Below are 15,115 nucleotides of genomic sequence, written 5' to 3'. Positions count from 1 at the left end.
GTCGCCGGCAGGTCCGCAGCGGGCAGGCCTGCCGTCGGGTCGGTGCCGTCGCCGATCTGTGACCAGTCCAGCGGCTCCAGGCCGCTGAGGCGGGCGACCCACAGGACGTCGAGGGCGTCGCTCGCGTCCGGGCGGCCGCCCGCGTCCAGCAGGCGGGCGAGTTCCTCCCGCAGGATGTCGTCCGGCGCGGTCTGCCTCACGCCCGGGTCGTCGTGCGGCCCGGCTGTCGACGAAGCCTGGGAGCCCGGCGCACGCCCACGCCTCGGTGACCGAAACCAGCCGCCCCCTGCCATCGCCCCCTCAGCCCCGATCCAACGGCCGCAGCAAGTGATCGCGCAGCAACGCCCGCCCCTTCTCTCCGTCCCACAGCCCCCGTTCCGCCATGAGGAGCGCGTTGAGCAGCTGGTCGTTCGCCAGCGCGCCCATCTCCCGTTGCCTGGTGAGGAACTCGGCGATCAGCTCGGCCCGCGCCCCGTCCGCGGTGTCCGGCTCGCCCAGGTGGGCCGCGACGATGCCCGCCAGGCGTGCCGGGTCGGGCGTCCCGATCTCCAGCCGGATGCAGCGCCGCAGGAACGCCATGGGGAACTCCCGCTCCTCGTTGCTGGTCAGCACCACGAACGGGAACTCCGCACAGGCCACCTCACCTCCGCTGACCTCCACCCGTCGGCGGTCGGCGGTCATCACCTTCTGGGGCTTCCTGCCGAGCCGGGCCAGTTCGGGGATGACGAACTCGCCCTCCTCGAAGACGTTCAGCAGGTCGTTGGGGAAGTCCATGTCGCTCTTGTCGATCTCGTCGATCAGCAGGACGCGAGGCCGGTTCCAGGGCAGCAGCGCGGTGCCGAGCGGGCCGAGCCACATGTACTTGCCGATGTCGGGCGGTTCGGGTGCGGGCCCCCCGAGGTCGCCGCGCAGGCCGGCGTTGCGCAGCCCGGCGTCGTAGAGGCGGCCCACGGCGTCGTACTCGTACAAGCCGTCCTTGAGCGTGGAACGGCTGGTGACCGCCCACCTCAACACCGGTCCCAGCTGCAGCTCGTGCGCGACCGCGTAGGCGAGCGTGGACTTGCCCGTGCCGGGCTTGCCCGTGAGCAGGAGTGGCCGGCGCAGGTGCAAGGCAAGGTTGACGAGGTGGATCTCCCGTTCACCGGCCTGGTACGCGGCGCCCTGGCCGGCCCGGCCGAGGTGGCGCTGAACGGCGTCGTCGTCGGGGGCGTCCGGCGGTTCGGGCAGTTCGGCGGGGACCGCGCCGGCCTGCCGGAAGGCTCGCCAGGGCGGTGCCCCGGGCAGCCGGCGGATGCCGTCGTGCGGGGTGCCGGTGCCCCGGTAGACCCACCAGTCCTGCGTCTGCGTCATGCCGCTCCTCCGCCGGCCCCGAGGGTGCCGGGCATCTGGCTGTTCTGGTTCCTGAAGACGCACGTCGGGTCGTCCCAGAGCAGGGTGATGTGACTGCCCACGCTCAGCGGGTCTCGGCGCCGGTACTTCCGAGCCCCGAGGACGCTGTCAGGCAGTTCGGCCAGCAGGGCGGGTGGACAGTCGCCGCGGAGCGCGTCCAGCAGCAGCCCGGGGTCGCCCGCGTCGCGCCGCCAGACCATGACGGGGATGCCGTCGTACATCAGTGCGTCACGGACGGCCTCTCGGACGAGGGGGTCGTGCAGCTCGTACGGGGCGGCCAGGCCAAGACAGGACAGGTCCTTGTGGTCCCGCAGCCAGTCCTCGACGTCCGCGACGTCGGTCAGGTGCAGGGGCGGAAACCTTCCCGGGGGGCAACTCCACTGCCTGTCACAGGAGTTCGCGTCGCCGGAGCTCATCCAGCCGATGCGCTCAAGTGCGTCGCCGGGCGGGCAGTCGCGGTCGAGCGCTTCCCAACGGCGAGCCCACTGGTCGTGGATCGTGCTGTCGTCGTAGCGCTTCAGGGACCGTACGACGACCCGGGAGCCGTAGCTCAGCGGAACGCCGGACGGGCCGCCCGGCCACAGTTCGGCCGGGTAACCGAGTAGCGAGTCCGGCAGGAGAAACTCGTACCGCTTGTCCGCGCCCACGCCGACATCCGCCTGCTCCCGCCAGGCGAGCAGGAACTCACGGCCCCGACGCTCCAGTTCGTCGCCCTGGAAGACCTCGGTGGGATCCGTCGCGCAGTGGAACGCGGGTCCGTCGCCGCCTCCGCCTTCGTAGTGGAAGCCGCGCAGGAAGTAGCTGCGCCCGGTGAACGGCTCATGCTCGTCGACCGGAGGGCCCACCTCCTCGACCCGTATCTGGATGATGACCTGTCGCTCGGCATCCGCCTGCCCCGGGGAATCCGCAACCGGCCCCGTGGTGACGCCACGACGGCCAGGGGCTCGAGCCAGCAGACGGGCGAGCCGGCCCCCCTGCTCGTGCGCGCCGGCCTCCTCGGCAAGAAGTTCGAGGAAGCGCAGCATCAGCGTGCGCGGGCCCGCGGCGACCGTGGCGTCCTCCCGTGCGTCGTAGAGCCGCAGCAGCGCGACGGGGAGCGAGTCGGCGTCCAGCGGACGGCCGGCTCCACGGCGTTCGGTCGCGTATCGCGCCACGGTGCTCACGCCGAACTCCGGGGGCAGACCACGCATTTCGCCGACGAGACGCAGCATGTACTCGGGCGACAGCGGGCCGGCCGGCGCGGTCAGGACCGTGACCGCGAGGGCGAACCAGTGAGCGTCGGCGTCCTCCTGCTCGACATCCAGCAGCACGTCCCGCAGCGCGGCCAGCGTGCCGGTGCGACGGCCGGTGCGGACGACCTCGCGGAGATGGTCGAAGGGCCGATCGAATTCCCGTACCGCACCCCGGAGCGGTGGGCCGACGTCGTAGACCAGGTCAAGACGGCCCTGTCGCGCCTGGAGCCCCGGGATGTCGGCCAGGATCGCCGCGAGCAGCCGCTCCTCCCGCCACGCCTTCCCACGCATCGGAGCCCCGCCCCGCGGCGAAGCGCCCTCACCGCGCCACGGGCGCCAACGGACCATTCACTCCTCCCCCAGGTCGAGTCCGGCCCCGGTCAGCACCGCCCGTACGCCCGCCGTGCCGACGTCGTCCGGGACCATCTCCTCGAGGGCCACGTACAGGGCCTTCAGGGCTGCGTCGCGGGTCAAGGTCCGGCTGATGCCGCGAACGAGGGCTCGCAGGTGTGTGCGGGTGACCGGGCTCTCGGGTACGGGGAACGCGTGCCCCAGACCGAGGTGCTCGCCCATCAGCAAGACGAGCTCGTGCCGGACGGCCAGCTCGTGGATCCCCGCGCAGGCCATGAGGGCATCGACGAGAGCCTTCTGCTCCGGGAACACGAAGGTCGCGGGGGGCGGTTGCGGAGGCGGGACCGGTGCCGTCGATACGACCGGGTCGGGCAGCGTCAACGGCTCCCGTAAGGCCTGTTCCCGGGGCGCCAGAACGGGCACGGCTCCCAGCTCCGGCACGGTCTCGTACGGCTGTCCGGTCAGCAGCCGCAGCAACGGCTCCGCCCCGGGGACGGTGAACTCCCCGACCGTGTAGTGCGAGGTGGATGCGCCGCCCAGCCAGGCGGGCAGGTCATCGGCGGAGCCGTCGGGCAGCACGACGGGGACGATCCGGCCCAGAGCCGCGGCCGGATCCTCGTAGACGAGTCTTCGCAGCAGCCCGGCCTCCCACTGCACGCCCATGCCCTCGCCCGCCACCGCGTCGCCCTCCGCGCGCCGCTTGTACTGCGGCGAGGCGACGACGAGCGCGTACCGGCTGTCACGGATGCCGCGCAGCATCCACAGGGACCAGTCCTGGCGGCGTTCGTTCGCGGGCAGGTCCAGTTCGGCGTCGATCCCGCAGGAGCGCAGGAAGATCCAGAAATCCCTGACCCGGTCGACATGCTTCTGATCGTCGTGGGCGTACGAGATGAACACCCGCACCGGCGACGGCGCCTCACTCATGTGGCCTCCCCCTTGCTGTGCGTACCACCACGAGTTCGTACATGATGGCCCACCCGGGCCGCCGGAAACCCCGTTTCAGCGTTGCTTGTCGCCAACCGCCTCCTTCCGGATGAGCTGGAGGAACGTCGGGGTGTTCTCGGTCGTGCGTATGTCGACGAAGGCACGCACGTGACGGTCGTCCACAGCCTGTCGTACGAGCTCGCACGCGAGATCGACCCGTGCCGTGTACCGGCCGGGCAGGCGCGCCGTGCCGACCCGGTAGTCGCTGACCGTGTCCGTGTCGAAGAGGCCGCCGGGGCGGAGGACCGTCCAGTCGAGGCCGGTGTCGCGGACGACGGCCTCCATGCGGCGCATGTCCTCGTACACCGTGCGTCCCATGAACCGCATGACGGCCGGCTCCAGCACCTTGCGGAACAGGAGGTTCTCGCCGGGCGCCGGTGTTCCGAAGAGGACGGTGGAGCTCACGGCGACGAGGCGTCGTACGCCGTGCTTGGTCATGGCCTGGGTGATGTGGGTGGCGCCGCCGGAGTACACGGTCACCGGGTCCTTGCCGTAGGGAACGCCGAGCGCGGAGATCACGGCGTCCTGGCCGGCCACCGCACGCTCGACCGCGGCGGGATCGTGCACATCGGCCTCGACCACCCGCAGTCGCGGGCCCCGCACCGGAAAGGCCTCCGGGTTGCGGGTGACGGCGGTGACCGTGTGCCCCTCCGCGCTCGCCCGCTCGACGACCAGCCTGCCCGTCGGCCCGTTCGCTCCGAAAACGACAACGTCCATTGCTCTGTCTCCTCTTCTGGGTCCTGAGGCCTGAGGCCTTGAGGTCTTGAGGTCTTGAGGTCTCGCCAACAAGAGGAGTCGAGCGGCCGCGAGTGTGACACGCCGCTCAAAAATCGGGGTTAATGCGGGTAACACCCGAGGTCAGCGAAGTAAGCGCATACCGACCAATCAGTTTGGTGAAACCCTCGCGTACACGTCTACCTACGAGTAGCGTGCGTGGCTCCGCTCGCCCCCCCAACTCCTGAGCCGCGCAAGGAGCACCGGGATGTCCTACGACCCGTCACCGTCGTACCCGCATCACCCGTATCACCCGCATCACCCATATAACCCGTATCAGCACCAACCGCACGACTCCTCCCCGCCGTACTCCACCTACCCCTGGCAGCCACCCGCCCCCCCCGGACCGACCGGCCCCCGCCCCCGGCCTCGCCCCGCCCTCGGCCACCACAGCGACCTGCGGATCCTGCGCAGCGCCTACCGCTGGCAGCGGCGTACGGCCACGCTCACCGCGCTCGGGTACTTCACGCTCTTCCTGATCCTGTCCGCGTTCGCGCCGGGGTTCATGGCGAGCACGGTCACCGACGGGCTGCCCACCGGGCTGCTGCTCGCGATGGTCCAACTGCCCGTCACCTGGCTGGCGATCGCGTTGTACGAGCACACGGCCCGCCGTTACGTCGATCCGATCGCGGACCGCATCCGCAGGGAGTCCGAACTGAACGCCAAGCGGGAGGAGGCGGGGAAGCGATGACGGGATTCAGCGATTCCGCGCAGGCGATGTCGCTGGTGGCGTTCTCGACGGTCGCCACCATCACGCTGCTGCTGTGCGTGATGACCGGCCCCGACCGGGACGACCTCGACGAGTTCTACACCGGTTACAGCTCCCTGTCCCCCATGCGCAACGGCCTCGCGATCGCGGGGGACTACATCTCCGCCGCGACCGTGCTCGGCACCGGCGGGGTCATCGCCCTGTGCGGCTACGACGGTGTCGTCCTCGCCCTCAGTACGGCGCTGTCGCTGATGCTGCTGATGTTCCTGCTGGCCGAACCGCTGCGCAACGCGGGCCGGTTCACGATGGGCGACGCGCTGGCGCGCCGGATGCCGGGGCGGGGTGTGCGGATCGCCGCGTGTGCGGTGACGATCGCCGCGCTGCTGCCGCTGATGCTGGTGCAGTTGGCCGGGACCGGGCAGTTGCTGGCGTTCATCCTCGGCTTCTCCGGCGATTCACTGAAGACCGGCTGCATCATCGGGCTGGGCGCGATGATGATCAGCTACGCCGCGATCGGCGGCATGAAGGGCACCGCCCTCATCCAGATCCTGAAGATCGTGATGCTGCTCGGATCGGGCGCCGTGGTCGCCGTACTGATCATGAACAGGTTCGACTGGGATCCGGGAGCGCTGTTCGACACGGCGGCGGAGCAGAGCGGGGTCGGGTCCGCCTTCCTTCAGTCGGGGCTGGAGTTCGAGGCCAGTCCCCATCCCCGCCTCGACATGATCAGCGCCCAGTTGGCCGTGGTCCTCGGCGGCGGCTGTCTGCCGCACGTCACCATGCGCATGTACACCGCCTCCAGCGCCCGCCAGGTGCGGCGTTCGATGTCCTGGGCGGTGTCCTCGGTGGTGCTGTTCGTGCTGGTCATCACGGTCGTCGGGTTCGGTGCGACGGCGCTGATCGGCCGGGCGGTGATCGCGCAGGCGGACCCACAGGGCAACACGGCGTACCTGCTGGCCTCCCGGGCCGCCTTCGGCGCGGACGTCTCCACGGCGGAGACACTGCTGTTCACGACCGTCACCACGGCGATCTTCCTCACCCTGCTCGCCTCCGTCGCCGGCATGATCCTCGCCTGCGCCAACTCCCTTGCCCACGACGTGTTCGCGGCCCGAGTGCAGGAGATGTCCGAGCGCCGCGAGATGATGCTGGCGCGGATGTCGGCGCTGGCGGTCGGTGTTGCGGCGATCGTGCTGGCCACGCTGGTCCAACACCGCAGCCTGCAACCCCTGGTGACCCTGTCCTTCTGCCTGGGCGCCTCCGCCATCGCGCCCGCCCTCGTCTACAGCCTCTTCTGGCGCCGCTACACCCGAACGGGCCTGCTCTGCACGCTGATCGGCGGCTCGCTGACGGTCCTGCTGCTGATGCCGGGCACGAACCTGGTCTCCGGCTCGCCCGTCTCCGCGTTCCCCGAGGCCGACTTCAACTGGTTCCCGTTCACGACGACGGGCCTGGTGTCGATCCCGGCGGGCTTCCTCTTCGGATGGCTGGGCACGGTGGCGTCGGGAAGGAACAAGTCGGAGGAGCAGCGGCGGCAGTACGAAGCGGTGGAGGGGTGGATCCTGGCGGGGGCCGTGCGGAAGGGGAACTGACACCACCGAGGGCCGCCCGCTCGGTGCCGGGCGGGCGCCCCGGCACGCGACGTCACTCCATCGCCGCCCGCCCCGTGAGCGCCGTCAAGCTGTTCCGCACGTGATCCATCTGCGCCCGCACGTCGTCCCACCGCTCCCCGTGCTCCCGCAGCACCCGTTCCGTCTCCCGGGCGATCCGCTCCTCCCGCACCCGCGCCTCCGCGACCAGCTCGGCCGCCCGCGCCTGCGCCTCCTCCTGCCGCCGCCGCGCGGACGCCTCCGCGTCGGCGAAAGCCTGCTTCGCCTCGGACAACGCGGCCTCGGCCCGCGTCACCCGCTCGGCGTTGTGCGCGTCCAGCGCGGCCGCCCGCTCCTCCGCCTCCCGCTCGGCCTCGGCCCACCGTTCGGCGTGCTCATCGGCCTGTTCGGCGAGCATGCCGGGGGTGCGCTGCCGTACCTCACGCAACGCCGCAAGAGCCTCTCCGCGCCCCTCCTTCACCTCGCGCCGGGCGCCGATGCGGATCTCGTCGGCCTCCGCACGCGCCGCGAGCAGACGCTGCCGGGCGCGCTCTTCGGCCTCGGCTCGCACCTCGTCGGCGTGCGCCTGCGCGGCCTCGCGCACGCCGTCCGCACGCTCCCGCGCCTCCTCGACAAGGCGCCGCGCCTCCTGCCGCGCGCCCTCCCGTACGGCGTGGGCCTCCTCCTGCCCGAGCTCGAAAAGCCGGCGTGCACGCTCCCCGAGCGTCTCGTACGTCTGCGGGGCGAGCGCCGCCACGGTCTCCCGCAGCCGCTCCGCCTCCGCCTCCATCTCCTTGGCGAGCACGGTGAGACAGGCGGCGCGCTCCCAGGCGCCGTCGCGGTCCCGGGAGAGAGCGCCGGCGTACGCATCGACCTGTTCGGGGCGGTAGCCGCGCCCCCGTACGGCCACGAATCCATGCGGTGAGACCGATGCGCTGCTCATCCTGGAACCCCTCTCCGTCGAACCCGCTGCCGAACACTCCGCCGAACACTCCGCCGAAACGACACGAACAGCCGCGAAATGATGATTTCGCGCACATCTTGATGTATCGGACGGAAATGTTCATAACGCGACACTCCGCGCGCCGGCTCCCGTCGCACAGCGCCCGCGGCGCACACCGCAGCTCCCGCAGCGCACACGAAAGGGCCGGGCCCGGTCACACGACCGGGCCCGGCCCCTTCCACGCAGGGTGTTTCAGCTGGGGCGCCTCACAGCAACCCGTCCCACATCTGCTCCAGCAGCACCGACCACCAGCTCTCCGGCGAACCGAGCGCCGCCGGATCGAGTGCGGCCAACTGGGCCTGGAAGTCGACGGTCCAGCGTCCCGCCTGCTCCTGGTTCAGCCCGAACCGGAGCCGCCACATCCGGCCCAGCAGCGCCAGGCACCGCTGGAACTCGGGCAGCCCCGTGTTCACGAACTGCGGCGGTACGGGCGCACCGCCCGGCCCCGCCTCCACAGGCACCGCCACGATGTTCGCGGTGCCGTACTGCACGCACAGCGCCCGGCCGAAGTCGCTGCCCATCACGAGGTACGAGCCCGCGTCCGCGGCCGGCTGCACCCCGCGCTCGGCCGCCAGCTCCGCCAGCGTCGGCACCGGCCGCCCCGGCTGGGCCTGCGCCCAGAAGAACGGCCCCATGTCCATCGGCAGCCCGGCGACCACCAACGAGTGCGCCACCACCGGCGGCACGCCCTGCCGGGACACCGCGGCCTGCTCGAACCGGAAGACCCCCGGCCCGAACGCCCCCGCCACCTCCTGCGCCACGCCCTCCGGCGGAATCGGCGGCGCGGGCTGCACCTGCGGAACCGGCACCCGGACCGGGGCCGGACGGGCAGGCCCGTCGGCGACCTGGTGCAACTCGCCCTGATGCGCGAGGAGTTGCTGCATGCCCTGCTGCCGGCTCGCGTGATCCGTGCCGTACGGCGCGATGCTCGCGATCCGCGCCTGCGGCCACTGCTCCCGGATCATCCGCGCACAGTACGCACCCGGCAGCTCGCACGACTCCAACTCCGTGTGCAGCTCCAGCACCTGGTCCGGCGGCACGTTCATCGACCGCAGCTCGTGGAAGATCTGCCACTCCGGATGCGGCGTCCCCGGCGCCGAACGCCGGATCAGCTGCTGCTCGGACCCGTCCTGCGCGCGGTACCGCAGTACGGCCTGATACCCGGGCCCGACCGTCGGCTGCCCCTGCTGCTGCGGATAGCCGTACGCCGGCGGCTGCCCCGGCACGGGCTGCCCGGGCGGCGGCATCGCACCCGGAGGCGGCATCGCACCGGGCGGCACGGCACCGGGCGGCATCGGCTGCGGACCGCCCGGAGCACCCGGAGCGCCCGGAGCGCCGGGGGCCTGCGGCGGCGGGGGTGCGCCGGGAGTGCCCACCGGCGGCCCGGCCAGCATGGTCTCCGCGTGGTGCACGGCACCTCGCGCGCCGGGTGCGCCGGGTGCGCCAGGGGCACCGGGCGGCTGCGGCGCGCCGGGCATGCCCGGAGGGGCCGGCGGCTGAGGAGCACCGGGCGTACCCGGGGCACCCGGGGCACCCGGGACTCCCGGAGCGCCGGGAGGCTTGGGCGCACCGGGCGCACCGGGCGCACCAGGAGCTCCCGGCGGCTGCGGCCCGCCCGCACCGGGGCCCATCCGGCCCGGATCGGCAAACATCGTGGCGGCGTGGTGGACCTCACCCGGAGGCGTTCCTCCGGGCGCACCCGGAGGGGGTGCCTGCGGAGCGGACCCCTCAGGACCGTCGGGGCCGAGCGCCGACACCATCTGCGTCGGCACGTACCCGCCGGCCGGCGTACCCGGCACACCCGGACCGCTCGGACCGCTCGGCGCGGGCGTGCCTCCCGGACGCGCGCCCGGCGCTCCCGGAGCACCCGGCGGAGGCGGCGGGTTCGCCCCGGCACGACGCGGCGGAGGCGCCGCCTTGCTCGTCGCGGCGTCGGCGATGTCCCCGGCGTTCGGCGCGAGCGGCCGCCCGCCCGGAGCACCGGGCCCGGCGGGAGGCCGAGGAGCCCCCGCGGCACCGCCCGGCGCCTGCGGATAGCCGTACGACGAAGGCGCACCCGGCGGAGGCGGAGGCGTCGCACCCGGCCCGGGCGCACCCGGAGGCGGCGTACCCGGCGCACCCGGGCCCTGCGGATAGCCGTACGTCGAAGGCGGAGGGGGAGACGGAGGAGGCGTCGCTCCCGGAGGCGGCGTACCCGGCGCGCCCGGGCCTTGCGGATAGCCGTACGTCGAAGGCGCACCCGCAGTCCCCGGCGCCGGCGCCGGCGTACCGCCCTGCCCGACCGGCGCGTTCGGCACGCTCGGCGCGTCGACCGCCGTCGGCGGAAGCCCGCTGCCGCCCGACATCAGCGCCGTCTCGGCGTCCGGCGGCGTGTCCTGGCTGTCGGCACCACTCAGCGGCGGCGCGAACACGGTCGCGGGCAACGGTACGGAACGGTCCTCGCCGGAATCCGCGTTGGTGTCGGTCCCGGCCCAGGGCGTCGCCCCGGCAGGCACACCAGGTGCCCCCGGCGCAGCAGCAGCCGACGCCCCCGACGACACACCGGACGGCCCGGCCTGCGTCTCGGGAAGCGCCACCCGGCCCCCGGCCCCGGCACCCGAACCCGCGGAAGCAGAAGAAGCAGCCGCCCCGGCACCAGAACCCCCGGAACCCGCAGAACTCGCAGCCCCCCGCCGATCCGGAATACCCAACTTGTCCGCCGCCTCCTGCAACCACTCCGGCGGACTCAACAAGAACGACGTCTGATTCAGATCGACCCGAGCCGCGGGAGCCGGCGCCGCATCCGCCACGGCATCCTCGCGGCCGTACTCCTCCTCGTACCGGCGGATCACCTCGCCCACCGGCAACGCGGGCCACAGCGAGGCCTCCCCGCTGTCCCGGGCGATCACCAGCCGCTGACCGCCACCGTCCGAACGCGGCCCGTCCGCACGGTCCTCGGCCCACACCACGAACCCGAGATCGAACTCCCGCACCCGCACCTCACGATGCTGGTACGACGGCACATCCCCGTTGATCCACTCCTCGGCGCGCTCCTGCGCCTGCGCAAACGTCACCATCGCTCAGCTCACTCCCCCACCGACGAGACGGGAACGGACCGCGCGAACCCGCCGTCCACCATCAGGTTCGCCACCGTCTCCAACTCCGGCGGATTGCCCGCCAGCCGCGCCAGGAACGCGTCGAAGTCGTCACCGCACGGCAGCAACAACCGCTCCACCCGCTCGGCCGGCGCCCACGCCGGATCGACGTCCCGCGCATCGTCGTACGCGCAGAACCACACCGAACCGGCCCGCTCACCCTTCACCTTCACGGCCAGCAACCCGCCCTGGACGAAACCCACTCCCAAGTAATCCTTGGTCAGATGGTCACGCAGACACTTGTTGACGTACACGAGGTCGTTGACCGCCGCCTCGTCCCGCACCGTGAAGAACGGCTGGTCGATCAGCAGGCCCAACTCGGCGTCCAGGGCCGCACCCACCGGCGCACACCCGCCCGCCGCCTTCAGGAACGACCGGTACGCACCCGGCAGCCGGTACCCGAGGTCCTCCTCGACACCCAGCACCTGCGACTCGGTCACCGCCACACCCGACTTCGGCAGCCCGAAGTGCGCGGGACGCGTCTCCTGAAGCGGCCGCGTGCCCCTCTTGTTCTGGTCCACGGCAGCCGTCGCGATCCCGCCGTGATGCCGCAGCAACGCCTTCACGTCGACCGGCACCAGCTCCAGCCGCCGCGAACCCGCCGCGTGATGCCACGTCCAGCCGTGCGGAGTCGCCACCGCGGGCACCGTGTCCCACAACTCGTGCCCCGAAGCCGACAGAGCCGCGTTCGCCGACACGTAGTCCGTCAGCCGCAACTCGTCGACCCCGAAACCCTCCGGCGGATCGGCGATCTCCGCGACCGCACGCGCATAGGGCGAGAAGACGGGGTAGCCGTGCTCATCCATCCGCACACCTCTCGGGTGACGGGCCGCCCGGACCGGGTCCGGGAAATGCACGACCTGCCCGGCGTAGGCCGCGTTCGGCGGCGCGGCTTGCTGCCCGAGCCGACCTGTCGTCATGGCGGTTGCCCCCTGCGGCACTCTGGTACGGCCCGCAACGACCACGTTCGGTCACTACGCCCCGTATCGACTGTCTCGTCCGTCTCCACGCGTCGCCCGCGTGGATCGCGGTGCGGACAGCCTATGCGGTACGACAAGACAGGTCACCGGGCACCGGCCAGCACCCCTCCGCTTCCGTGACCAGCCGTCACCCCGCCGTGACAGCCTGCCCAAACCCGGGCGTGTCGCAGCGCCCCAGCTTCCGCACCAGCCACGCCGTTTGGCACTCTGTGTCGTCCGGGGGATGCTCGGGAGGGGATGACGATCATGAACGTGACGCAGACGGGACCACACACAGGATCGCGACCAGGCGCGTCCGGCGACCCCCGGACCGCCCGGCAGACAGCACCGCACGCAGGCCCGCACACCGGCCCCTCCGGCGACCCCCGCGTCGGCTGGAGCAGCACCGGAACCCCACACGCCCCCACCCTGCGCCACCGCCGCGACGGCATACTCCCCACCGTCGCCGCCGCCCTCTCCGTACGCGGCGCCACCCTCACCGGCACCGCCGCCCGCGGCGACCAGCCACCCGCCCTGCACCCCCTCGTCCAGGACTTCCTCGACACCCTCCCCAGCGACAGACGCGACCGCTTCACCGGCCGCTGCGCCGAAGCCATGCTCATCTCCCGCCACATCGCCGCCATCGACGCCGCCCGCACCAAACGCGCCGCCCGCAGACCGATGACCAACGGCGAGGCCCGCAAGGCCCTCAAGCAGGCCAAACTCACCACCCGGCACATCCGCGAGGACGGCGACCCCCTCCACGGCGGCTTCGCCTCCCCCTGCCGCGCCTGCACAGCCCTCAGCGCCCACTTCGGCGTCCGCGTCGTCGACTCCACGACCACGGACGACTGAATCGATCGCCCACGCCCCACGTACATCAACACGACGTACATCAACACGACGCACACCAACAGGACGCATCACCGAGGCACCCAGTCCCGACGGCCGCGACCTCAACGATCTCGATGAACCTGATGACCTGATGAACCAAGGGAAGATGCACCCCGACCGCACCTCCACCACACGCTTCCCCGTACCCGTCGACGCCGCCCTGCGCTCCGCCGGCTGGCAACCCGGACGCTGGGACATAAAGCAGGCCGAACTCTGGGCCGACGCCCTGCGCGAACACGCCTCACCCGCCGGACACCGGCACGCCGTCTTCCCCGCCGCCGTCGAGGCCTGGGCCGAGTTCGGCGGCCTCCACCTCGCACCCACCGGCCCCGGCCGCCAGATCGCCCCCGCCGCCGTCCACTTCGACCCCCTGCACGGCCTCCACCTGGCCCGCACCCTCTGCGACCTCGGCCGCGCCCTCGACACCGAGGTCTGCCCCCTCGGCGCCGAAACCGACACCCACGCCATCCTCGCCATCGACACCGAAGGCCGCGTCTACGCCCTCGACCACACCGGCGACTGGTACCTCGGACCCGACCTCGACCAGGCCCTCGCCGCCCTCGTCTCCGGCATCGAACCCACCCGCCTCACCGCAGGCTGAGACCACACGAGCGACCGCCCTACGACGCCGGAATCACCGCCGACACCCGAAAACCCCCCGCATCCGTCGGCCCCGACACGAACACACCACCCAGCCCCACGACCCGCTCCCGCATCCCCAGCAGCCCGTTGCCCCCCGACGGCAACCGCGCCGACGACGCCGACGTCACCTCCGGCGGCGGCTCGTTCTCCACCTGCATCGCGATCTCCGACACCCGATGCGCGAGCCGTACGTACGTCTTCGCCCCCGCCGCATGCTTGTGGACGTTCGTCAACGCCTCCTGCACCACCCGGAACGCCGTCTGCTCGATGTCCGCGGCATACGACCGCGTATCCCCCTCCACCGACAGATCGACGACCATCCCCGCGGCCGCCGACTGCCCCACCAGCACATCCAGATCCGACAGACAAGGCCCGGGCCCCTCCCCCGCACCCTCGTCCTCGGCAACCCTTGAAGCAGCCACCGCCGCGGCCGCCCCCACAGCCGCCAACGGCACCTCATCGCGCCGCGCAGCGGCCGCCCTGCCGTCCCCGGTCCGCAACACCCCGAGCATCTCCCGCAACTCGGTCAACGCCTGCCGCCCCATGTCCCCCACGAGAGCGGCATTCTTCACCGCCTTCTCGGGATCCTTCCGCGCAACGGCCTGAAGCGCCGCGGCATGCACCACCATCAGACTCACCCGGTGCGCCACGACATCGTGCATCTCACGCGCGATCCGCGTCCGCTCCTCGTTCCGCGCCCACTCCGCCCGTTCCTCGGCCCGCTCGGCCAGCAACTGAAGCTCCCGCTCCAGACTGTCCGCCCGCTCCCGCAGGCTCTCCATCAACCGCCGCCGAGCCCCCACATACAGCCCGAGCAGCAACGGCGGAGCCGTCAGCCCCAGCGACGTGGTGATCGCCGCGAACGGGACGAACCAGTCCCCCAGCGTCAGATCCCCCCGCGCCATGTCCTGCCGCACCCGCACGAACGTCACGATCAACGTCCCCACCAGCGACATCCCCGCCAGCGACCCGATGATCCGACGCGGCAGCTCCGACGCGGCCAGCGTGTACAGACCGACGATGCCCATCAGGAACCCCATCTGGGCGGGCGTGATCGCGATCGACACCAGCACGACAGCGATCGGCCAGCGGCGCCGCAACACCAGCACCGAGCCGGCCAACAACCCGAACACGATCCCCGCGGCAACCGGGATCCCCGCGTCCCGCGCGAACGGATACCCCTCCACCGCACACTCCACCGCGGACACCACGGCCAGACTCACGTCCAGCACCGCGCTGCGCCGCCTGGCCCACCACCACGGCCCTCCCAAGGCCGTCGCGTGGTCTTCCCCCGTCGTGGTCATGCCTCCAGCCTACGGGCGCCGGGTGCCCCTTTTCCGGTGAGTTTCCGTGACTGGCCTACACCACACTCCGTGACCGAACGGCGACGAAACCGACCGATATCCCTCGAACTGCTGAATCGCTCACCGTTCGACCCCGGAAGATCGGATTCCACCC

General features: G+C 72.0%; 13 protein-coding genes. 4 read left to right on the top strand and 9 right to left on the bottom strand.

What is annotated here, in order from left to right:
- The 5 genes from ADK57_RS37820 to ADK57_RS37800 form a co-directional block, all read right to left on the bottom strand.
- Positions 1–200, bottom strand: a 200-nt coding sequence (locus ADK57_RS37820; protein WP_053754219.1) for a hypothetical protein, incomplete at its 3' end; no start/stop codon positions are given.
- A gap of 100 nt (positions 201–300) precedes the next feature.
- Positions 301–1,350: an AAA family ATPase gene (locus ADK57_RS37815; protein ID WP_053754218.1), complete on the bottom strand. Its 1,050-nt coding sequence runs from the start codon at positions 1,348–1,350 to the stop codon at positions 301–303.
- Positions 1,347–2,912 carry an effector-associated domain 2-containing protein gene (locus ADK57_RS37810; protein WP_053754217.1) on the bottom strand — a complete coding sequence of 522 codons (1,566 nt, stop codon included), beginning with the start codon at positions 2,910–2,912 and terminating at the stop codon, positions 1,347–1,349. Before ADK57_RS37810 ends, ADK57_RS37815 begins: the two co-directional genes overlap by 4 nt.
- 57 nt (positions 2,913–2,969) lie before the next feature.
- Positions 2,970–3,896: a TIR domain-containing protein gene (locus ADK57_RS37805; RefSeq protein WP_053754216.1), complete on the bottom strand. Its 927-nt coding sequence runs from the start codon at positions 3,894–3,896 to the stop codon at positions 2,970–2,972.
- Between the two features lie 75 nt (positions 3,897–3,971).
- Positions 3,972–4,673, bottom strand: a complete 702-nt coding sequence (locus ADK57_RS37800) for an NAD(P)-dependent oxidoreductase (RefSeq protein WP_053754215.1) — start codon at positions 4,671–4,673, stop codon at positions 3,972–3,974.
- Positions 4,674–4,938: 265 nt separating this feature from the next.
- Between ADK57_RS37800 and ADK57_RS37795 the strand changes: the two genes are divergently transcribed.
- Both ADK57_RS37795 and ADK57_RS37790 read left to right on the top strand, forming a co-directional pair.
- Positions 4,939–5,421, top strand: a complete 483-nt coding sequence (locus ADK57_RS37795) for a DUF485 domain-containing protein (protein ID WP_053754214.1) — start codon at positions 4,939–4,941, stop codon at positions 5,419–5,421.
- A complete protein-coding gene (locus tag ADK57_RS37790; protein WP_053754213.1) occupies positions 5,418–7,028 on the top strand; it encodes a cation acetate symporter in 1,611 nt (536 codons plus the stop codon). The genes ADK57_RS37795 and ADK57_RS37790 overlap by 4 nt, the downstream gene beginning before the upstream one ends.
- Before the next feature lie 52 nt (positions 7,029–7,080).
- On the opposite strand, the gene ADK57_RS37785 is transcribed toward ADK57_RS37790, so the two are convergent.
- The 3 genes from ADK57_RS37785 to ADK57_RS37775 all read right to left on the bottom strand — a co-directional run bounded on the left by ADK57_RS37785 (position 7,081) and on the right by ADK57_RS37775 (position 12,082).
- The gene (locus tag ADK57_RS37785; protein ID WP_053754212.1) at positions 7,081–7,968 is read right to left on the bottom strand and encodes a cellulose-binding protein; all 888 of its coding nucleotides are present in this window, start codon (positions 7,966–7,968) and stop codon (positions 7,081–7,083) included.
- 266 nt (positions 7,969–8,234) lie between these two features.
- A complete protein-coding gene (locus ADK57_RS48320) occupies positions 8,235–11,084 on the bottom strand; it encodes an SUKH-4 family immunity protein (protein ID WP_078973558.1) in 2,850 nt (949 codons plus the stop codon).
- A gap of 8 nt (positions 11,085–11,092) precedes the next feature.
- Positions 11,093–12,082 (bottom strand): SMI1/KNR4 family protein, encoded by a 990-nt coding sequence (locus tag ADK57_RS37775; RefSeq protein WP_078973557.1) that lies wholly within the window; start codon positions 12,080–12,082, stop codon positions 11,093–11,095.
- A 297-nt stretch (positions 12,083–12,379) separates the two neighbouring features.
- Here ADK57_RS37775 and ADK57_RS37770 point away from each other — a divergent pair, with 297 nt between their 5' ends.
- Together ADK57_RS37770 and ADK57_RS37765 are read left to right on the top strand one after the other, a co-directional pair.
- Positions 12,380–12,976, top strand: a complete 597-nt coding sequence (locus ADK57_RS37770; RefSeq protein WP_053754210.1) for a YwqJ-related putative deaminase — start codon at positions 12,380–12,382, stop codon at positions 12,974–12,976.
- 145 nt (positions 12,977–13,121) lie between these two features.
- On the top strand, positions 13,122–13,616 hold the full coding sequence (locus tag ADK57_RS37765; protein WP_053754209.1) for an SUKH-3 domain-containing protein: 495 nt from the start codon (positions 13,122–13,124) through the stop codon (positions 13,614–13,616).
- A 19-nt stretch (positions 13,617–13,635) separates the two neighbouring features.
- Here ADK57_RS37765 and ADK57_RS37760 read toward each other — a convergent pair whose 3' ends face one another.
- Positions 13,636–14,961 (bottom strand): sensor histidine kinase, encoded by a 1,326-nt coding sequence (locus tag ADK57_RS37760; protein WP_053754208.1) that lies wholly within the window; start codon positions 14,959–14,961, stop codon positions 13,636–13,638.
- Positions 14,962–15,115: the final 154 nt, after the last annotated feature.

The sequence above is a fragment of the Streptomyces sp. MMG1533 genome, from assembly GCF_001279775.1.
Lineage (GTDB): Bacteria > Actinomycetota > Actinomycetes > Streptomycetales > Streptomycetaceae > Streptomyces.
The sequence above is the reverse complement of the archived record's forward strand: the minus strand, read 5'-3'. Positions and strand labels throughout refer to the sequence as shown.